The following is a 20,097-nucleotide window of genomic DNA, read 5'->3' as shown; positions in this document are numbered from 1 at the left end:
TAGTGAATGGTTCAACGAGCATGATCAGTCTTTCTTATACACCTACCGGTAATGAAACTTCCAAGTGGCAAACTAAATCTTTACTTTCAATGGCTGCCAGCTCATAAGATTCAAGTTCTGGATCTGTTAATCCGATCATTTCCTCTAATTGTTCTGAAGAATAGTTCACGACGCCAAGACCTATTTCTTCACCTTCTAGGTCATGAATACGGACAACAGCTCCTTTTTTGAAGCGGCCATTCACATGATGAACATTCATTGGCAGTAAGCTTTTCTTCATATCTACAATCGTTTCTCTCGCACGATGATCGATCGTTACTTCCCCTTCAGGACCAGAGTTAAACGCAATCCATTGTTTCTTCTGATTTAAATTTTCCTGATCTGGAGTTGGCTCAAAATAAGTTCCGACTGCGTTTCGATAAACAGCATCATATACGATGTTATTCGTACTGGCTTTTCCTAAATAGGAGGAGATACCTGAAGCCATCGCAATTTTAAAGGCATCAATTTTAGATTTCATGCCACCAGTACCCACGTCGCTGCCAGGATCGCCGGCTGCTTCTTCGATTTCTGGTGTGATTTCGTACACGCGATCAAGCAATTTGGCATTCGCATCTTTTCTAGGATCTGCGTCGTAAAGCCCATCAATATCGGATAAGATGATCAGGTCATCTGCATCCACAAGACCCGCTACTTTAGCAGAAAGTGTATCGTTGTCACCGAATTTCAAGCGGTCAATCGTAATGGTGTCATTTTCGTTTACAATCGGAATAATTCCCCGTTCCAACAACACATTAATCGTATTGCGCGCGTTATTATAACGGTTCTCATCTGAGAAGTCGCTGCGAGTAATCAGAATTTGAGAACCCATATATCCATGTGATAAAAATAGGTCAGAATAGGATTCCATCAACAGTCCTTGACCAATAGAAGCGGCAGCCTGCTTTTCAGGCAATGAACTAGGACGTGATAAGCAGCCAAGCTTACGGTACCCCGCTGCCACTGCTCCTGACGATACTAGAAGTACTTCATGCCCATCGTCTTTAAGCTGTACAACTTCATCGACAAGTTTTTCGAGTTTGCGGCGGCTGATCTCCCCGTGAAGACTCGTTAATGAACTGCTTCCAATTTTAATTACTACACGTTTCTTATTTGCATCGTTAACCAACTTATCACTCCTATTTCTACGTTGTGGTTCATCTATATCAAAATCGTTCAGGATTTCAGTTATTTTTGCCCGACAAGCATGCCTTCTAATTCTTTACTCATTTCCTTCGAACGGCTTGCTGCACCTTTTATCGCTGCGGAAATTGCGTTTCCTCCGCCTGCTCGGTTTAATGCATCAAGTCCTGCTGCAGTTGTTCCGTTTGGTGACGTAACATTTTCTCGCAGTTCGGATGGCGTAATATCCTGCTCAAGCATCATTTTCGCTGCTCCAAGCAAAGTCTGAGCCCCAATCTCTCTTAACGTTTCCCGATCTAAGCCTTCAGCACTTCCTGTTTCTTCAATGTGTTCCATCAAATAGTAGAAGTAAGCAGGTCCGCTTCCTGCAATCCCTGTAAATACATCCATTTTATCTTCTTCTATGACAAACACTTCTCCGATAGACTGCAGTAATTCTTTCGCTACCAGCACATTATCCATTCCAGCGAAATTCCCCGGACACACAGCAGTCGCTGACTCTCTGAGCATGCTTGATGTGTTCGGCATCACACGAATCACTTGCTGTTCTTCATTCAGGCGTTCTTCCATATAAGAAGTGGAAATACCTGCAAGTACAGATACCAACACTTGATTTGGTGTGATCTTATGTCTTAAATCTTCAAGAACAGCATCAATATCTTTTGGCTTCATAGCTAAAATAAATTGATCTACTTCTGAAAAATTTAATTCATCTTTTAAAACTGTCCGTACACCGTATTTATCTTCAATCTCATTTAGACGATCTCGATTACTTCTATTCGTAACAATAATTTGTTCAGCAGGAATATTCCCGGATTCAACCATTCCAGAAATCATAGCTTCTGCCATTGATCCTGCACCTAGAAAAGCAATCTTTTGTTTGATCATATGAGTTAATCTCTCCCGTTCGCATTTTTTGTTCGCTCTTTAATATGACGTTTTTCATCATAACACTTGGGAAATGTATATCAAGGGTTATAAAACAAGTCATGCCTATAAACTCCAATTAGTGAGCGTAAGCGGTTTCATGGAGAGATATTTGCGATTCATCCTTTCTCATCGCAATTAATGGAGTTACAAGCGAATATATGGAGATTTAGTTTTTTACAAAAAAAGGATAATCCCTCAGTGGCAGTAATTCGCATAATATTCTAACAATTAATCTTACCCGAAAAAATACCCCACTGCTTTAAGAGTAGGGTATTGATTAATTCAAGGCCTGACTATATTTAGCTAATTGTTGGCGAAGTTCTTCAATCGGTACAAAATGAGCTTTCCGAAAAAGCTCCCTCCCTTTTGAAAAAACCAGGACTGCCGGCACCGTAAATACTGTAAGTAACCCTGCTACCTCTTTTACTTCATCCGAATCCACATGTATAGATGTGATAAGCGGGTAGTCTTCCAGGACTCTTTCAATTTGAGGTAGCAAGCTATGACAGACAGAGCATCCTTGATGTGAAACATAAATCAAAGAAAGCTGTTCTTGCTCTATCACGGTTTCTATCTCTTTTCTAGAATAGACTCGCTTCAGAACAATCACCTCATTTACTATAATGTTACGGCAATTATAATGAAATATCGGACTGTTCGGCAATTATGAGGCAAGTATTCTTATATAAATAGAAAGTCTATAAATTAGTCACTGCAGTTGTTGTGGAGGATTCTGACCGCGCCCTTTATCTTCAACCTCTTTAAAAATATCGTTTCCACTCGCAGAAGAGGACGCCTGCAGTCCTGCATTTGAACCTAATGATTCTTTCAGAGTAAGGAGCTCTTTTTTCAAATCATCAATATCCTGTTTCGTGGCAGGTTTTTTATCATCCTTCAGTTCATATCCGACTTGGCCATTCGGTTCAAGTGTTGCCGATTTCAAATCGGTTATGGATGACACATTCTGCTGTCGAAGCTTCATCTCAAGCTGATCAACCGTAAATCGAAGCTTCTTTAAATTTTTCTCCTGAAGCTGACCATTACTAATAATAGATACAGATTGACCGGTGATAAACTTTTCAAACCAGTTCATCTTCACTTCACTATATTCGATTACAATAAGTGTTAACACGAGCACGGCTCCAACGCCGAACGTTACCCAAATATTTTTACCAGCAACAGGTTGAATTAATAAGGAACCGATCCCAATCATAATAACCGTTTGAGCCAGTGTCATTTGTGAAATTGACTTTCTCCCGGCTACTCGTAGAATTAACGTTCCTACTACTATAATAAGTATTGCTTTCCATATCCAATCCCACTCCATATTCACCCTCCTCGTCCTGTTATTGTCCCTTATTAAACATGAACTATTCTCGAAAAAGGCATTGCAATCCCATTTAGACTCCGTTATAATCTTCTCAATATCTCAAATTCCAGGATAAAGAGAGTAACTCTTGTGTCGTCATTTAAGCGAGTCAGGGATGGTGTAAGCTTGACGGACTGCCAACGAGTGAACCGGACTTTTAAGAAGCTGCTTTGAACTCAAGTAGGAGCTGTCGGGGATAACCCCCGTTATCAATTTCAAGTGGCTGTTTTCAGCTATAAGAGTGGTACCGCGAGCCAACCTCGTCTCTTCAGGGAGACGAGGTTTTTTTTATATTAAGGAGGAATTTATAATGGAAAAACACACCCTTGCCCTGCAATTATCCCATCTGCTCGGAGAAGAATTCAGCCGTGATTGGGTCTACTCGCTGATTGAAATCCCTAAGCAGGAAAAACTCGGTGACATAGCCTTCCCATGTTTTCAACTCGCCCAATCATTTCGTCAATCGCCAGCAAAAATAGCTGCCCAACTTGCGCCGCGATTGCAGCATGACCTATTTGTGAGCGTTCAACCAAATGGCGGATATATCAACATCTTTTTAAACCAGCGTGTCCTTACTGAACAGACACTAAAGCAAATTCTCACTGAAAGCACGGACTATGGCTCCCATCAGGTTGGAGCAAATCAGAATGTTGTACTGGATATGTCTGCGCCGAATATTGCCAAACCCTTTTCCATGGGTCACCTTCGTTCGACCGTTATTGGCAATGCATTAGCGAATCTCGCAGAAAAATGCGGGTATGACACGATAAAGATTAATTATATTGGCGACTATGGTACACAGTTTGGCAAACTGCTTGCGGCTTATCAGCATTGGGGAGATGAGGAGCAAATCCGCACTAATCCGATCCCTGAACTTACGAAAATATATGTGAAATTTCATGAGGAGTCAGCGCATGACCCTTCCCTTGTTGAAGAAGGACGTCATTGGTTTAAGAAACTTGAGCAAAACGATGCTGAAGCCGTAAAACTCTGGAAATGGTTTAAAGAGGCTTCCCTTGAAGAGTTTAATAAAATTTATGACTTGCTTGGTGTAACCTTTGATCTTACACGTGGAGAGGCCTACTACAATGACAAAATGGACAGTACGGTGCAACTATTGAAAGAAAAGGGCTTATTAACAGATTCCGACGGAGCAAAAGTCGTGCGCTTGGATGATGAAGGTCTTCCTCCCTGTTTGATTAAGAAAAGCAATGGCACAACCATTTATGCGACACGCGACTTGACAGCAGCCATGGACCGCTACAACAGCTATCGATTTAACGAAGCTCTCTATGTAGTCGGTCATGAGCAAACGCTGCATTTTCAACAAATCAAACATGTGCTTACGAAGTTGAACCTGCCCTGGGCTCAGGATGTCAAACATATTCCGTTTGGGATGATGCTTCAGAATGGTTCCAAAATGTCGACAAGAAAGGGCAAAACGATTTTACTGGCAGAAGTCCTGGGAGAGGCAATTGACCAGGCGAAAGCAAATATTGAGGTGAAAAATCCAAGCCTGGCTCATAAGAATGAAGTAGCGAAACAGGTTGGAGTTGGTGCGGTGATTTTTCACGATTTGAAGCATGATCGTCGTAATGATGTGGAGTTTTCGCTTCAAGATATGTTGACATTTGAAGGCGATACGGCTCCCTATTTGCAATATGCTTACGTACGCGCCCAGTCGATTCTTGAAAAAGGTGAATTTGTACTGGAAGATGCAGAGGTTTCTCTTGATGACCCGAAAGCATGGACAGTTGTGAAGCAATTACGTCTTTTCCCTGAGCTAGTTAAACGAGCTTATTCAGAATACGATCCTTCCAAGATTGCTCGCTATTTACTTGATTTAGCTAAAGCGTTTAATAAGTATTATGCGGGGACTAAAATTTTGCAGAAAGAACAGCTGCATGCACGTCTGACCCTTGTTCACAGCTTTTCGGTTGTTTTAAAGGAGGGACTGTGTCTGCTTGGCATTCAGGCACCGAAAAAAATGTAGCAGGAGTGTGGAAAATGGACTGGTTAAAAAATAATCATAAGAAGCTTTTATTAATTGGAATTGACGGCTGCGGAGGCACTGGGAAAAGCACGTTGGCTGAACAGAAAAAAATTGAAACAAAATGATATCTTTCGTTCGTAACTTTACGTATAATAGTAGTTTGTTAGGAAGCTAAGTAAAGGAGCATATTTATGGAAGGAACGAACAAAACAAATTACGAATTTCTCGCTGATGATCCAAATTTCAGTGTAAAACCTGTCATGATCTCGCTTATTATTGGTGCGTTTTTTGCCATTTTAAATGAGACACTGCTTAATATTGCCTTAACAACGCTGATGGCTGAATTTGGCCTCTCTGCAACAACTGTCCAATGGATGGTAACAGGATTCATGCTTGTGATGGGAATTCTAATCCCTATTTCTGCATTGATGCTGCAATCGTTCACGACGAGGCAAATGTTTATGGGTACTATGACCGTCTTCACGATCGGAACTGTCATTTGTGCTTTAGCACCAACATTCCCTGTATTATTAGCGGGCCGCCTCATACAGGCCGTTGGTACAGGGTTATTAATTCCGATTATTTTTAACACATTCTTGTTAATCTTCCCACCCGAACGACGCGGAGGTGTGATGGGAATGGTCGGCCTTGTCATTATGTTTGCGCCCGCGATCGGTCCGACCCTCTCAGGAATTATTGTGGAACATTTGGGCTGGAGATTTCTCTTTATAACGGTTATACCATTTGCGCTTTTCTCCATGGCCTTTGCCTATAAGTTTTTGAAAAATGTCGGTGAAGTCACGAAACCTAAAGTTGATATTCTATCCATTCTGCTTTCGACTCTCGGGTTTGGCGGAATTGTCCTCGGGTTTAGTCTTGCCGGAGAAGATGGAGCCGGTTTTTTAGATCCCGTGGTCCTTACCCTTATTATTGTTGCGGTGGCAGCTTTAATCCTGTTCACAATCAGGCAATTAAAGATAGAAGAACCTCTTCTCGATGTTCGAGTCTTTAAATATCCGATGTTCACGCAAGCTGTTCTTTTGTTTATCATCATCATCATGGCGATGTTCTCATCTGAAATTATCCTGCCGATGTTTATGCAAGGCCCGCTTGCGTTAACGGCAGCGGCTGCAGGACTCGTACTCTTGCCAGGCAGCTTGTTGAACGGACTGATGTCGCCTGTGATGGGGAAACTTTTTGATAAATACGGACCTAGAAAATTAATGATTCCGGCTGCAGCAATCTTGACCGCCACCATGTTCTCGCTCAGCCAGGTTGGAACCAGCACACCGATTTACGTGATCATTATCAGCTACATGCTGTTGATGCTGTCAGTTTCAGCAATGATGATGCCAGCCCAAACAAACGGTTTGAATCAGCTGCCGAAACAACTTTACCCGCACGGTACAGCCATTATGAATACGCTGCAGCCCGTCTCCGGAGCAATTGGTGTTTCTGTCTTTATCAGTATCATGACAGCAAGACGTGAAGGCTTTTTAGCAAATGCAGTTTCACCTGATTCCCCGGCTGCACAGTCCCAATCGATGGTAGCGGGGGTTGAGCTTGTATACTCAATTGCGTTTGCGCTGGCTTTAGCCGGGTTTATCCTTACTCTTTTTGTTAAACGGGCGAAGCCAGACGATGTGGCCCATCAGCAAACTTAATCCTTTCATAGGTTATGTCTGGCTAGGTTGCAAAGATTGATTTTTAACAAAAACAAACTCTATACTAGGGAGTTTTTCTGGCTGGCGGGAAACTATCGCCAGCCACCTTTTTTTCACTCTACTACACCACATTTATCTAGTTTCAATCTAGAAAGGAACCGCAAGATGAAATAGAAATGATAATGATACATAAAAAAGATTCTCCTCCACACTAGCAAGGTTTAACTAGGTGGAGGAGAATCTTTTTCGATTATACGGAATACCGTAGAAGTAAATATCGCGAGACTCCTGCGGAAAGCGAGTGATATATTCTCAGCCGATGGGAAGATAATAAAACTTGTAGAAAACCTGGTTTTTATCTACAAGCTGAGAAACTCACTTCTCAGGAGTTTGTCTTTTTTTACATGTAGAAAAAGGAAATGAATAGACTATAAGAAATGGATATTCTACGCCTGTGATTCATAATCCACATAGAAAGAGCTGGTTAGGTTGAAAACCATACTGTTTCAGAATTCTGTAGAAAGTCAGATGCCGTACAGTGAAGTGTTTTCCCATATTTATTCGTTTATGAAGCACGATCCTAGAGGGAATTACAAACTTATGCTCGGAACAGATTCTCAAATTCATGAGAGTCACACGTTATTTATTACGGGAATTGTCATTCAACGAATTGGCAAAGGGGCCTGGGCATGCTTTCGCAAAGTAACTGTCCCCAGGTGTATGACTGTACTGCACGAACGAATTTCCTATGAAACAACTTTAACGGAAGAAGTTGCCTCCCTCTTTACGAAAGAGTACATTGATGCCCTTATTCAGATCGTGCTCCCACACATTTATAAAGGAGCAAGTTTTATGGTAGAAGGCCATATTGACATCGGTGCCGGGGAGCGAAATAAAACCCGTGTATATGTCAATGAGATGATGGCACGGATCCAATCTTTAGGACTCGAACCAAAAATAAAACCGGACTCCATGGTAGCCAGCAGCTATGCAAACAAATTTACTAAGTAATCATTGAAGGTCCGATTTAGAACAGCATGATACCAACAGAAGAGTTACCATCCTACAAGATTTGTGATTACAATAAAAGGACTTTAGACAAGCAGGGGATTCAATGACCTATTTAAGCAAAGTGTGCCTCATGCTTCCTCTGCCATTTGCTGATTACTAGTCTCGTGTTTCTTTTTCGGCTTTCGAGTAGCCAAATAAACTCCGGCGAAAATAATCAGCAGTCCGATTGCTAAATTCTTCGTAATCGGTTCATCAAGCAGCACGTATCCCCAGATCATGGCAGTAATAGGTACAAGGTAAGTGACCGATGCTGCGAATTCCGCACTGCTGTTTTTAACAATGTAGTAAAAGATAAGATGGGCAATCCCGGATCCGAAGCACCCCAGACCAATAATGGCGAACAAAATAAGAGGATCTGCTAATATGGCCGGCTTTAAATTAGCTGTAGTGCCAGTAAATATCGTGCCGATGAGGCCTACGAGAGCGCCAGCAGCTAGTGAACATGTGGTTAACAGCAAAACACTAGTGGCTTGCAAGTGTTTTTTTGTGTATTGTGTGGCAAACCCATAAGAAATAGTGGTCAATACCATAGTTCCTATCCCCACGAAACTCTCATGAAACAACTGTCCGACATTAAACTCCATTAGTACAAGAATACCCGCAAACCCTAATCCAATTCCCAGCCATTGGCGCTTTTTTAACACAATCGAGAAAAAAAGAAACCCAACTAGTCCGGTGAAAATTGGCGTTAAGGCATTTAATACAGCTGCTGTACTGCTATTAATCTGTGTTTCACTTAAAGCAATCAGTCCCCAAGGAAGGCCTGCATTAAAGACACCGACAACAAGCATCGGCTTCCATGGTATTGGTTTTACTATTTTCTTTCTTTTCATCCAAAGAAAGGGAAACAAGATGACCACAGCTGCAGAACATCTCAGAAACACAGTTCCCCATGGTCCTGCAGGTTCAAGCAGCCATTTTATAAAAACAAAGGACATACCCCATATTAAACTGAGTCCAATTAAAGCACTATATAATTTCAACTTCCCACACCCCTCTCAGCAGAAAAAAATTACGCCCCTTTCACGACTATGAAAAAGGTGCTCACCGTACAAAATTTAAAGCTCCTAAATTATAACTCTGCCCCCTCACTCTTTAAAATAAATTGCTCAACAAAAGTTCACTAAACTTAAATATATGACTGGATTACAAATCCCGAAGATAAGGTATAATAGAAGTATAATAAACAAAGGAGTGGTGGTCATCATGTTCTCGATCTTAATGGCTGTCATCATTTTAGTGAGTATCATAGCACTCGTAGGGACGCTGTACGTGGGAAGGAACGTCAACCAGACAATTGCCAAGTACGAGTCGGAAGGGTATTCTTCAGCGGAAGAAGCTGCGAGCCTCCAGTCTCATGGAAAAAGCACGAGCTTCCGCCTTCTAACTATTATTTACGGGATAACTTTTTTGATTGCTATCATCCTTATGGCCATCTTCATTTTTTAAAAAGGTATCCTCTATCTCTTCGGCAGGGCTGGTTGCCAGCCAGGCAATCCAGCCCGCCAGCACACCTGCCACTAATTTTCCAATAACCACAGATAAAATCATCTCTTTATTAACACTGGCGACAAACCCTATATGGCCGCCAAGCACAAACGCCCCGCTGACTGCAAACGCTGCGTTCATCACTTTTCCCCGCGTGTCCATTTCCTTCATCGTCGCAAGCATCGGAATATGATGAGCAAGGGATGCAATAAACCCCGTCATAGCCAAAGAATTAATCCCAAGCTTTTGGCTAAATTTTCTCCACAATCGCTGTCCACGCTGATTAATAAACGTTACCATCGGATACGCACCTGCCAGCATGATTGTAATTCGGCCTACAATCCCTATCCCTTCCTCTATTGGTGCCATACCTGACACAATGGAAATGCCTGTTAACGTCTCTATAATGATCAGCACTAGCCCACTAATAATCAGCAGCTCGACTGCTCTGCCGAATTTAGCAAACAATCGAATTGTTACACGTGTAAACTTCCACAATCCAAATCCAATACAAACTGCCAGGACGACTGTAGGGATCAAGTTTCGTACCATCCACCACAAGTCATAGCCTGCTACCGCTCCTCCAGCAAGACAGCCGATAGGAATCGTAATCAAGCCAATTAAAATTCCTTTTGCAAAATAAGGATAATCCTGCTTGCTGATCATCGTTAAAGCAATCGGAATCGTAAAAACCAATGTAGGTCCCATCATCGTCCCGAGGAAAGCCCAGGAAAAGACAGCAGCTTCCTCACTTTCCGCAAGCGATTCAGCAAGCTGATAAGCCCCCATATCAATTGCCAAAATAGTTGAAGCAAACATTGAAGGATCGACCCCAAGCCATTGGTATACTGGTGTAATGATCGGAGCCAGCCACGCTGAAAGGACAGGCGCCAATGAAATGATCCCTACCATCGCGAGTGCCAGTGGTCCCATCATCATAAAAGCTTCATAGAACCTTTGTCCGAGACCCCAGCGGTTATGTAAAATATAGCAATCTAATGCTCCAATCACCATAAAGATGGTCATGATCAGGAGTAGCCCATCATTAAACCACACGGCTATCCTTCCTCCTTTTCGTTCAGAAAATTGAATGAGATATGAAATGATCTTCCTCTATCGCCACTCCATTCTTTCATATTTTGCGGATAACGGGAAGTATCTTCTAATGCTCCAAAAAAAAGAACCTTCCTTATAAAAGAAAGGCCCTCCCTCTTGCTATATTATCCAATACTGCAGGCGGCTGATCCATTTTTTTGTGAATATTTCTGATGATGCTCTTCAGCCTCATAAAATTCAGCCGCTTGGGTAACTTCTGTTACAATCGGCCGCTTGAAAATTCCCTTCCCATTCCATTGCTGAATTTTCTCATCGGCAATCTTCTTTTCAGGGTCGCTGCTGTAAAAAATAGCTGAGCGATACTGATGCCCAACATCAATCCCTTGTTGATTAACCGTTGTTGGGTCATGAGCTTCAAAAAAGATATTGACCAGCTCTTCATATGTTAGGACGCCCGGGTCATACTCTATCTTTACAGCTTCGGCATGACCTGTTGTGCCCGTTTTTACCTGCTCATAAGTCGGGTGCTCGACATTCCCACCCGTATATCCCACACGTGTTGAGATAACTCCGTCAAATCGTTCAAAGAAGGGTTCTACCCCCCAGAAGCATCCTGCACCAAAAATAGCTGTAGCCATAACTCATCTTCCCTTTCTGTTAATTCGGAACTTCTTTATAAAGAGAGTATGACGGTTTATACACCAAAAGACCCCTTTTCTTATCCAGTATAAGAAAAGGGGTCGTAATATTCCGTACGATCCTCTCATCTCTTAGAATGTTACCATCCTACAGGAATTGGCACCGTTCTCGTCAATCCTTATTGGATTGATTCGATGGTTGCCGGGCATCAAAGGGCCAGTCCCTCCGCCTCTCTGGATAAGAAGTTTCCGTTATTATTTTTTTGATATTATTCATCATACAATGATTCACCAATGAAGTAAAGGGTGAAGGCTTAACTTTTTCCTACTTTTTAATATATGTGTAAGACTTGCTGAACATGACGAACTCTATTCATTTATCAATAATATTCCTTCATCAGCTGCTTCCGGTTGTGTAAACTTCCTCGAAAGGCTGAACGATGACAAATCCTTCCCCTTTAAATTCCATCTGGATGGATTCGCCGCTGCCCCGCCCAAGAAATGTTTTAAAACTGATATCTGTCCGGAACTCTGGCTGCAGGTGTCCCGACCAGGCTACCGTAGCATTAGGGTCAGTTATAACAGATTCTCCAGGCCGGACGAGTAACGTAAGCGGTTCGTAGTGTGAAGTTACCGCCACTCTTCCGCTTCCTTTCATCGTAATATTAAACAACCCGCCTGACATCATTCCTGCCACTTTCTTCATTAATTTAACATCCCACTGAATACTCGGTTCGAATGCTAGCAGGTCGTTGCCATTCACTGTAATTGACTCGTTAGCAAGGTCAAAAATCGTTATCTTCTTCCCCTGGTCAGCTAAATATAAACGTCCTTGCCCTTGCGCCTTCATGAGTGAACTTCCTTCACCAGAAATGGCCTTCTTGAACATTTTGCCGACACCATGTTCAAGGATTCCTTCCCGAGTAAATTTAATGGCTCCATTATAAGAAATCATAGAACCTGTCTTCGCCCATACTTCATCCATTAGATTCACTTCCAAGATCCGGGGGGTTTCCAGCTCAAAATAATCATTCTCTGTCTCATCCTGCTTCGTTTGCTGAACGAATTGCTGTAGTGAATAATTGCTCATATGCAAGGTCCTCCTCTTTCGTACTGTTTAAGGTACGAATCAAGAACAGATAAGTTTCAGTTTTCGGAGAAGAAGCTATTGCTGAGTTTAAACCCGAGGTTGGGACAAAACCGAATAAAGTATAAAATAATCGACCAAATCAGTTCGGATTATTTGTGTGCCAAGAAAGGAATTCTACCATCGCTCCGTCAAAACACTTCGCTTTCCGCGGGCACGGCCTCAGCTTCCTCGGAAAGCAAAGGGCGCTTTCCTGTGGGATCTTTGGCTCGTGCTGTTCCCGCTGGAGTCTACGCATTTTGACTACGCTAATGATCAGCGTTTATACTATTCATTTTTTCATCGTATGGTATGTTTCTGGATCACCCTAGAAAAATGCCTCCATAAATTAACGATCCTAAAATAACAAAGGCGGGATGGACTTTTACTTTTTCCAATAAAAGAAAGCTGGCTACAATCAGGAGAACAGTTTGCACGGCCCCTGCCGAAAAATAGGAATCACGGAAGAACTGAAACGCTATTACTCCGAGCAAAACGGCAATGGTTGGCCGAATAAGGGCTGTCATGGTTTTCACCCGGGGCGAGTCTTTAAACTTATACAAGAGACTCAGCAGCGCAATCATTAAGATTAAGGAAGGAGCCACCGTTGCAAAAACCCCTACGAAAGAGCCAAGCATTCCGGCTTGCTGATAGCCGATAAACCCTGCCATCTTCGTTGCAATCGGACCAGGTAAAGCATTCGCCATCGCCAGCATTTCACTGAAATCGCTGACGGTCATCCAGTTAAAGCGCTCCACTACCTCGTTCTCTACTAAAGGAATCGAAGCTGGACCGCCTCCATATCCTAAAACTCCTGGAATAAAAAAAGCTATAAAAATCTTCCAATAAATCATGAGGATTGCTCCTTACGTAAAGCAGTTTGCGTTTTATTCTTACCCATCGGCCGCACTAAGGCTGATATAAGAAGCACTAAAATGAGAATTCCAGGATGTATTCCAACCCACTCTATTAAAATGAGGGAACCTGTCGCTAACAAAATGGTGTACAACCACCCCAGATTTACTTTTGCCTTTTTAAAGAAATCATAGGTGAGCTTGGCAAGCATGACCCCAACCACAGGGACAACGGCTTTGGTCATCCCACTAACCCAGGCTTGATCTTTAAAACTATTTAATGAAGTAATCAGCACGATCATGATGGTAATCGTCGGTATAATCGTAGCCAGGACAGCGTTTAACATACCTAAAACACCTGATACCCGAAATCCTATATAGCCTGCCATTTTTGTCGCAATCGGTCCGGGAAGTGAGTTTGCCAGTGCTAAAATGTCAGCAAAATCATCATCAGAGAGCCATTTATACTTTTCTACAACCTCTTTATGCACAAGCGGTATTGAGGAGGGACCGCCGCCATATCCGAGCATACCTACTCGAAAAAAAGCAAGGAAGAGATTCCAATGCTGTTTCAATACTCTCATCCCCTCTCACCATATCCTATCCTTTCATTGCCTTAATAAGCAGATATCGTGCCATCTGTTCGTGATTCGGTGCCTCCAAATAACGTACCATTTTTCAGGTCACGCCAAATAATCTGACCGCGCCCGAAAGCTCCTTTTTCAAGCTGCACTTCAATATGATGTCCTCTTCTCGCTAAGGCCTCAGCTATATGTCCAGGAAAATTCGGCTCTACCCATACGGTCTTATCTTTCATCCATTGCCAGCGGGGGGCATCCAAGGCAGCCTGCGGATTCAAGTGAAAGTCAATTGTATTCATCGCCACTTGTACATGGCCTTGTGGCTGCATAAATCCTCCCATTACTCCGAAAGGTCCAACAGGATTGTTTCCTTTTGTAATAAATCCAGGAATGATCGTGTGATAAGATCGTTTGTTTCCCGCTAATGCATTCGCATGATTTTCATCTAATGAAAAGTTATGACCCCGGTTTTGCAGGGCAACGCCAGTTCCCGGCACGACCAATCCTGAACCAAAGCCCATATAATTGCTTTGAATAAAAGAAACCATGTTGCCTTCATTATCTGCGGCTGCTAAGTACACCGTACCGCCTTTTGGAGGCTGCCCCGGCTCAGGAGTAAGAGCCTGCTCGGTAATAAGCTTTCTGCGTTCATTAGCATACCCTTCATCCAGAAGATCGGTATAATCCAATTCCATATGCCGCGGATCAGCTACAAACTTTTGCCCATCAGCAAAAGCTAATTTCATCGCTTCAATCTGTTTATGATACGTATCGACTGTCTCTTTATCTTCCATTTTAAAGCCTTTCAGAAGATTGAGTGCTGACAAAGCTACGATTCCCTGACCATTAGGAGGAATCTCCCAAACGTCATATCCTCGATAATTCACAGAGACGGGCTCTACCCACTCCGGCTGATAGTTTTGCAAGTCTTCTTTGCGTATGAATCCATCATGCTTTTTGGAAAACTCGTCAATTTTAGCCGCCAGCTCTCCATGGTAAAAATCTTCCGCATTCGTTTCAGCAATTTTCCTCAGTGTATTGGCATGCCCCTGGGAACTCCACTGCTCACCAATTTCCGGTGCTCGACCGTTAGGGGCAAACGTATCAAACCAGTGTTGAAACTCTTCTCCTTGAAGGGTTTCCTTGAACTTCTCTGCTGCTGTTCTCCAAAACTTCCCTAATACAGGTGAAATCGGAAATCCTTGTTCTGCATATTGAATAGCGGGCGCTAGCACGTCTTTAAAAGGCAGCTTACCGAATCGCTTGGACAGCTCCGCCCAAGCTCCCGGCACTCCTGGTACGGTTACAGGCACAAATCCGAACTTAGGGATTTCGTTATAGCCTCGTTTTTTAAGCTCCTCTATAGATAATGCGCCTGGGGCATGACCACTCCCATTTAACCCGTGCAATTTATTCTTTGTCCAGACGAGTGCAAAAGCATCCCCTCCAATACCATTCGATGTAGGCTCAACAACCGTTAGTGTGGCTGCCGTAGCAATTGCTGCATCAATGGCATTTCCGCCTTGTTTCAACATTTCCAATCCGGCCTGGGATGCTAAAGGCTGGGAGGTAGCGACCATCCCTTTACTTGCGACAGTCGCTACTCGATTTGCTGTATAAGGTTGATAAAGATAATCCATTTGATCCATTCTCGCGCCCCTCTCTATGTTCCTGTCAAAATATCATATACAGTAATTGCTCTATATGCTGGTGCCTTACACTTCGTGGCAGGCAACAAAATGATCTGGTTCAACCTCTCTCCACTCTGGTCTTTCCTCGCGACAGCGGTCATGAGCTAGCGGACATCGCGTATGAAAAGGGCAGCCCGTCGGGTAATTAGCAGGATTAGGAAGATCCCCTTCTAAACGAACCCTGTCTTTTTTCTTCCCTGGTATTGGCCTTGGAATCGCAGAAAGAAGAGCTTTTGTATAGGGATGGAGCGGATTAGCATAAAGTTCATCCGCTGATGCCAGTTCTGCAGTAGCTCCTAAATACATCACCAGAACGCGATCACACATATGCCTGACTACACCCAGATCATGTGAAATAAACAAATAAGTTAGCTGGTGGCTGTCTTGCAGCTTTTTTAACAGTTGAATCACTTGCGCTTGCACGGAAACGTCAAGGGCAGACACCGCTTCATCACATACAATCAATGAAGGGTTCAAGGAGATGGCTCGTGCGATACCAATTCTCTGCCTTTGTCCCCCGCTGAATTCATGAGGATAGCGATCTGCGTGTTCTTCTTTAAGGCCAACCTCAACTAATAGCTCACGAACTCTCTGTTCACGGTCCTTCTTCCCCAGTTCCGTGTGGATAATAAAGGCTTCTTCAAGGGCATCCCCAATGCGCTGACGGGGGTTAAGAGAAGCATACGGGTCCTGGAAAATCATTTGCATTTCTTTTTTATACTTCTTCAGTTTCTTTTCCGAAAGACCGCCAATTTCTTCTCCTCGAAGCTTTATCGATCCGCCGGTAAGTTCCTCCAGGCCAAGTATGGTACGACCTAAAGTTGATTTACCACAGCCAGACTCTCCTACAATTCCGAGAGTCTCCCCTTCGAACACATCGATGGATACGTTTTCGACTGCCTGAACGTTGGCCTTTGTTTTTTTAAGCAAGCTGCTTTTAATAGGAAAATATTTTTTCACTTGATTCACTTCAAGAAAAGGCTTTGTTTCGAGACTCATGCTGGGTCACCTCCTCTTGCAGCCAGCACTTAGATTGATGACTCGCTGATAAGGAGAAATGAGGAGGATCTTCTTCCTTGCACTTGTCTGTAGCAAATGGACACCTGGGATGAAATCTGCACCCAGTAATCTTTTCATTGATGTTAGGTAAAGAACCAGGGATCGCTTCTAATGAATGATTGGCATCGTCAACATTTGGCACAGACGCAAGCAACCCTTTCGTATAAGGATGACTAGGATTTGTAAAAATTTCTTCGACGCTTCCCGTTTCTACAACATTTCCTGCATACATTACCATTACGTGATCAGCAACTTCAGCCACAACGCCCATATCATGGGTAACCATCACAACCCCCATGCCCAGATCTTCCTTAAGATCATCAATCAAATCCAGAATCTGCGCCTGAATCGTTACATCGAGTGCGGTTGTAGGTTCATCTGCAATCAAAAGTGAAGGGTTGCAGGCAAGGGCAATAGCGATCATGACTCGCTGTCGCATTCCCCCGCTTAGCTCATGAGAGTATTGCTTTAACTTTTTCTCAGGATGCGGAATCCCTACCTGGTTTAATAAGTCAATGGCCTTATGCTTCACCTCTGCCTTTGATAGCTTAGTGTGTATTTTCAGCGGTTCCATGAGCTGATAGCCTACAGTGAATACTGGGTTTAAAGCTGTCATGGGTTCCTGGAATATCATAGAAATCTCATTCCCGCGCAGCCTTCTCATTTCCTCTTTCTTTTTAACAGTCAACTCTTCTCCATTAAACTTAACTGATCCTGTCGAGATCTCCCCATTGTTCGGGAGCAGTCCCATAACAGATAGTGTGGTAATACTTTTCCCACAGCCGGATTCCCCGACAATGCACAACGTCTCTCCTCGATCAACCGAAAAAGAGACCCCTCGAACAGCAGGGACGTTTTGCCCAGCTGTTCGAAAGGAGGTAACTAAATTCTTTACTTCTAATAATTGTTCCATTGTCTCACCCCTACTCTATGTGGACATTATAAAGGGACCACTGTCCTGTTGGATCAATCTGTAACCCTTTAACGGATTTGTTGTAAGCTGCTGTGACAACTCCATGATGCATAGGAATCCAGACAGCATCCTTAATTGCCATTAAATTAGCCTCCATCAACTTTTGTTTTCTTACTTCCTGGTCTACTGTTACTCGTGACTGATCTACAAGTTTATCAAACTCACTGTTGTTATAGCCCATACGGTTAGAGGAACCAATGTTATCCGAGTGCAGGTTTGGATAAAGAAGTTCACTTCCATCTGCGGTGCTGTTAGACCAGCCAAGGAAAGTCATTTGGAAGTTTCCTTCTGCTGTTGTATCCAGGAACGTTCCCCATTCCATTGTTTCAATTTCAACGTTTAATCCTACTTCCGATAACTGAGCCTGAACGATTTCAGCCATCTTCATATAAGATTCACGATTTGCAGCTAACAAGGTTATTTGCTGACCTTCAAATCCATTTTCTTCAATTATTTGTTTAGCCTTTTCAGGGTCATAACTGTATCCGGCGTCTGATGCACCTTTATCATAACCAAACACCTTTGGACCAATAATACTTTCATTCTTAGTTCCCAACCCGTTTAATTGTTTCACATAAGCCTCACGATTGATCGCGTGGGAGACAGCTTTTCTGAAATTAATGTCATTAAAAGGCTCTTTATTCATATTAAAACCTAAGTAGTAAACGGGTGTTCCTTCTCTCTTTTGTACCTCGACATCTTTAAGTGACTCGATACGAGGGAGTTGTTCAGTTGGAATCGCGTCAATGAATTGAACTTCTCCTGTCTGCATCATCGAAACTGCTGTGGAGTACTCAGGAACTACCTTCATCGTCACCTTCTCAAGCTGAGGGGCCCCTTGCCAATAATCTTCATTTTTAGAAAGTGTCACATGGCTGCCTTGCACCCACTCTTCAAAAACGAACGGTCCGGTTCCTACTGGATTTTGGTTCAAGTCGCCGCCTTTATCTGCCTTTGGACTTACTATAGATGCATTCGTATGGGACAGGGCTGCCAGTAATGGACCATAAGGCTCTTTCGTCTTAATCACAACCGTATATTCATCCCGAACCTCCACTGATTCAACAGGTTCAAGCAAAGAAGCTCTTGGTGCTGCTCTCTCTTCACTCATAAACTGATCAAATGTGTATTTTACTGCCTCGGCGTTAAATGGTGTTCCATCATGAAACTTGATACCTTCTTTTAATTTAATCACCCAGGTTGTGTCATCAGGTGTTTCATAGGATTCTGCCAGACGCGGCTTGATTTCCATAGTTTCTGGGTCTCTAACAAATAAGGTTTCGTACACTTGTTCAATGACGGCTGAAGATACCGAATCATTTGTATCAATAGGTGATAGACCTACAACATCTGAAGTAGTGGCATAAGTAAGCTCCTGACTTACACCTGACCCACTGTCACTTCCACTCTCTGAAGCATCACTGCTACACCCAGCTAAAGTAACAATCGCTAGCAAAATAAAGACAAACCATTGGACACTCTGTTTCCTCACATTAAAAACCTCCCATTTTAAGTATCAAGCTCCATATTAGGATCGAGCGCATCTCTCAAGCCATCCCCTACCACATTAAACGCAAATACAACGAGCATAATTGCTATTCCCGGGATAATCGTTAAATGAGGGGACGTGAACATAAAATCCTGTCCCGTTGCAATCATGGCTCCCCACTCAGGTGTAGGAGGCTGAGCACCTAAACCTAAGAAGCTCAAAGCTGCAGTGGACAATATTGCTGTTGCCATTCGCATCGTTGCGAATACGATAATCGGTGCCATACAGTTAGGGAGAATGTGCTTAAATAATATTCTTTTATTACTGGCCCCAAGCGACCTCATTGCCAGGATATATTCCTGTTTTTTAACAGATAGCACACTGCCCCGAACAATTCTGGCACACGTTGGAACTGACCAAATACTGATAGCAATAACAACGTTTACTAAGCTGGTACCTAACATGGCAATAATGAGCATCGCGAGCAGGATACCAGGGAAAGCAAACAATAAATCGACAACACGCATTATCGGTCCGTCGAGTTTTTTAAAGTAACCTGAGAGCAGCCCTAGAATAACGCCCCCGATTAAACCGAGTGATACCGACGTCACACCGACAACAAGCGAGATTCGTGCTCCGAACACGAGCCGTGACCAAACATCTCTGCCATAATTATCCGTACCGAGCCAATGTCCCTCAGCCCCGATGCCAAGCTGGGCGTTCGGAAGATCTTGTTCCACCGGATCATATCCTGCGAACAGAGGAGCAAAAATAGCCATAATTACTTGGATAGCAATAATAATAAGTCCAAAAACAGCCAATTTGTTTTTCAACAAGCGTTTAGTCGTCTTGACTAACATTCGTTCTTTCTTTTGTTTCTTAATCTCTGTTTTCACTTCTCTGCGGCCAATTAATTCTGAACTTGCCATTACA

The 20,097-nt window shown here is 43.0% G+C and carries 18 protein-coding genes, 1 riboswitch and 1 other annotated feature; of the genes, 3 read left to right on the top strand and 15 right to left on the bottom strand.

Features of this window, described 5'->3' with window-relative positions:
- Positions 1 to 34: 34 nt before the first annotated feature.
- The 4 genes from proB to B5354_RS04830 all read right to left on the bottom strand — a co-directional run bounded on the left by proB (position 35) and on the right by B5354_RS04830 (position 3,439).
- Complete coding sequence (gene proB / locus B5354_RS04845) at positions 35 to 1,168, bottom strand: glutamate 5-kinase (RefSeq protein ID WP_079526411.1); 1,134 nt, start codon at positions 1,166 to 1,168, stop codon at positions 35 to 37.
- 59 nt (positions 1,169 to 1,227) lie between these two features.
- Positions 1,228 to 2,070 carry a pyrroline-5-carboxylate reductase gene (gene proC / locus B5354_RS04840; protein ID WP_079526409.1) on the bottom strand — a complete coding sequence of 281 codons (843 nt, stop codon included), beginning with the start codon at positions 2,068 to 2,070 and terminating at the stop codon, positions 1,228 to 1,230.
- 319 nt (positions 2,071 to 2,389) lie between these two features.
- A complete protein-coding gene (locus tag B5354_RS04835; RefSeq protein WP_483866673.1) occupies positions 2,390 to 2,722 on the bottom strand; it encodes a thioredoxin family protein in 333 nt (110 codons plus the stop codon).
- Between the two features lie 99 nt (positions 2,723 to 2,821).
- Positions 2,822 to 3,439: a DUF421 domain-containing protein gene (locus tag B5354_RS04830; RefSeq protein ID WP_079526407.1), complete on the bottom strand. Its 618-nt coding sequence runs from the start codon at positions 3,437 to 3,439 to the stop codon at positions 2,822 to 2,824.
- Between the two features lie 102 nt (positions 3,440 to 3,541).
- Positions 3,542 to 3,752: a binding site (T-box leader), on the top strand.
- Between the two features lie 39 nt (positions 3,753 to 3,791).
- Between B5354_RS04830 and argS the strand changes: the two genes are divergently transcribed.
- The 3 genes from argS (at position 3,792) to B5354_RS04815 (ending at position 8,149) form a co-directional block, all read left to right on the top strand.
- Entirely contained in the window at positions 3,792 to 5,474 is a 1,683-nt protein-coding gene (gene argS / locus B5354_RS04825) for an arginine--tRNA ligase (protein WP_079526405.1), read from the top strand.
- Positions 5,475 to 5,659: 185 nt separating this feature from the next.
- Positions 5,660 to 7,138, top strand: coding sequence for a DHA2 family efflux MFS transporter permease subunit (locus tag B5354_RS04820; RefSeq protein ID WP_425432092.1), 1,479 nt, complete (start codon positions 5,660 to 5,662; stop codon positions 7,136 to 7,138).
- 528 nt (positions 7,139 to 7,666) lie between these two features.
- Positions 7,667 to 8,149: a ribonuclease H-like YkuK family protein gene (locus tag B5354_RS04815; RefSeq protein WP_079526797.1), complete on the top strand. Its 483-nt coding sequence runs from the start codon at positions 7,667 to 7,669 to the stop codon at positions 8,147 to 8,149.
- A 128-nt stretch (positions 8,150 to 8,277) separates the two neighbouring features.
- On the opposite strand, the gene B5354_RS04810 is transcribed toward B5354_RS04815, so the two are convergent.
- From B5354_RS04810 to B5354_RS04760, 11 genes are all read right to left on the bottom strand, one after another.
- Complete coding sequence (locus B5354_RS04810; protein ID WP_079526401.1) at positions 8,278 to 9,192, bottom strand: DMT family transporter; 915 nt, start codon at positions 9,190 to 9,192, stop codon at positions 8,278 to 8,280.
- A 400-nt stretch (positions 9,193 to 9,592) separates the two neighbouring features.
- Positions 9,593 to 10,753, bottom strand: coding sequence for an ethanolamine utilization protein EutH (gene eutH / locus B5354_RS04805; RefSeq protein WP_079526399.1), 1,161 nt, complete (start codon positions 10,751 to 10,753; stop codon positions 9,593 to 9,595).
- A gap of 164 nt (positions 10,754 to 10,917) precedes the next feature.
- Positions 10,918 to 11,391: a peptide-methionine (S)-S-oxide reductase MsrA gene (gene msrA / locus B5354_RS04800; protein WP_079526398.1), complete on the bottom strand. Its 474-nt coding sequence runs from the start codon at positions 11,389 to 11,391 to the stop codon at positions 10,918 to 10,920.
- A 122-nt stretch (positions 11,392 to 11,513) separates the two neighbouring features.
- Positions 11,514 to 11,636, bottom strand: a riboswitch (SAM riboswitch).
- A 152-nt stretch (positions 11,637 to 11,788) separates the two neighbouring features.
- The gene (locus B5354_RS04795; RefSeq protein ID WP_079526396.1) at positions 11,789 to 12,481 is read right to left on the bottom strand and encodes an AIM24 family protein; all 693 of its coding nucleotides are present in this window, start codon (positions 12,479 to 12,481) and stop codon (positions 11,789 to 11,791) included.
- Positions 12,482 to 12,840: 359 nt separating this feature from the next.
- A complete protein-coding gene (locus B5354_RS04790; protein WP_079526394.1) occupies positions 12,841 to 13,371 on the bottom strand; it encodes a chromate transporter in 531 nt (176 codons plus the stop codon).
- Positions 13,368 to 13,955: a chromate transporter gene (locus B5354_RS04785; RefSeq protein WP_079526392.1), complete on the bottom strand. Its 588-nt coding sequence runs from the start codon at positions 13,953 to 13,955 to the stop codon at positions 13,368 to 13,370. Before B5354_RS04785 ends, B5354_RS04790 begins: the two co-directional genes overlap by 4 nt.
- 32 nt (positions 13,956 to 13,987) lie before the next feature.
- A complete protein-coding gene (locus B5354_RS04780) occupies positions 13,988 to 15,592 on the bottom strand; it encodes a gamma-glutamyltransferase family protein (RefSeq protein ID WP_079526795.1) in 1,605 nt (534 codons plus the stop codon).
- Between the two features lie 75 nt (positions 15,593 to 15,667).
- Positions 15,668 to 16,642, bottom strand: coding sequence for an ABC transporter ATP-binding protein (locus B5354_RS04775; RefSeq protein ID WP_079526390.1), 975 nt, complete (start codon positions 16,640 to 16,642; stop codon positions 15,668 to 15,670).
- Positions 16,614 to 17,615, bottom strand: coding sequence for an ABC transporter ATP-binding protein (locus B5354_RS04770; protein WP_079526389.1), 1,002 nt, complete (start codon positions 17,613 to 17,615; stop codon positions 16,614 to 16,616). Before B5354_RS04770 ends, B5354_RS04775 begins: the two co-directional genes overlap by 29 nt.
- 10 nt (positions 17,616 to 17,625) lie before the next feature.
- Positions 17,626 to 19,167 carry a glutathione ABC transporter substrate-binding protein gene (locus B5354_RS04765; RefSeq protein ID WP_079526387.1) on the bottom strand — a complete coding sequence of 514 codons (1,542 nt, stop codon included), beginning with the start codon at positions 19,165 to 19,167 and terminating at the stop codon, positions 17,626 to 17,628.
- A 17-nt stretch (positions 19,168 to 19,184) separates the two neighbouring features.
- The gene (locus B5354_RS04760) at positions 19,185 to 20,093 is read right to left on the bottom strand and encodes an ABC transporter permease (RefSeq protein WP_079526385.1); all 909 of its coding nucleotides are present in this window, start codon (positions 20,091 to 20,093) and stop codon (positions 19,185 to 19,187) included.
- Positions 20,094 to 20,097: the final 4 nt, after the last annotated feature.

Source organism: Halobacillus hunanensis, from assembly GCF_900166655.1.
Taxonomy (GTDB): domain Bacteria; phylum Bacillota; class Bacilli; order Bacillales; family Halobacillaceae; genus Halobacillus_A; species Halobacillus_A hunanensis.
The sequence above is the reverse complement of the archived record's forward strand: the minus strand, read 5'-3'. Positions and strand labels throughout refer to the sequence as shown.

Coding starts and splice junctions, on each gene's coding strand:
- proC (WP_079526409.1), bottom strand. CDS start 2,070: ATGATCAAACAAAAGATTGCTTTTCTAGGTGCAGGATCAATGGCAGAA.
- B5354_RS04830 (WP_079526407.1), bottom strand. CDS start 3,439: ATGGAGTGGGATTGGATATGGAAAGCAATACTTATTATAGTAGTAGGA.
- argS (WP_079526405.1), top strand. CDS start 3,792: ATGGAAAAACACACCCTTGCCCTGCAATTATCCCATCTGCTCGGAGAA.
- B5354_RS04815 (WP_079526797.1), top strand. CDS start 7,667: ATGCCGTACAGTGAAGTGTTTTCCCATATTTATTCGTTTATGAAGCAC.
- msrA (WP_079526398.1), bottom strand. CDS start 11,391: ATGGCTACAGCTATTTTTGGTGCAGGATGCTTCTGGGGGGTAGAACCC.
- B5354_RS04795 (WP_079526396.1), bottom strand. CDS start 12,481: ATGAGCAATTATTCACTACAGCAATTCGTTCAGCAAACGAAGCAGGAT.
- B5354_RS04790 (WP_079526394.1), bottom strand. CDS start 13,371: ATGATTTATTGGAAGATTTTTATAGCTTTTTTTATTCCAGGAGTTTTA.
- B5354_RS04785 (WP_079526392.1), bottom strand. CDS start 13,955: ATGAGAGTATTGAAACAGCATTGGAATCTCTTCCTTGCTTTTTTTCGA.
- B5354_RS04780 (WP_079526795.1), bottom strand. CDS start 15,592: ATGGATTATCTTTATCAACCTTATACAGCAAATCGAGTAGCGACTGTC.
- B5354_RS04775 (WP_079526390.1), bottom strand. CDS start 16,642: ATGAGTCTCGAAACAAAGCCTTTTCTTGAAGTGAATCAAGTGAAAAAA.
- B5354_RS04770 (WP_079526389.1), bottom strand. CDS start 17,615: ATGGAACAATTATTAGAAGTAAAGAATTTAGTTACCTCCTTTCGAACA.
- B5354_RS04760 (WP_079526385.1), bottom strand. CDS start 20,093: ATGGCAAGTTCAGAATTAATTGGCCGCAGAGAAGTGAAAACAGAGATT.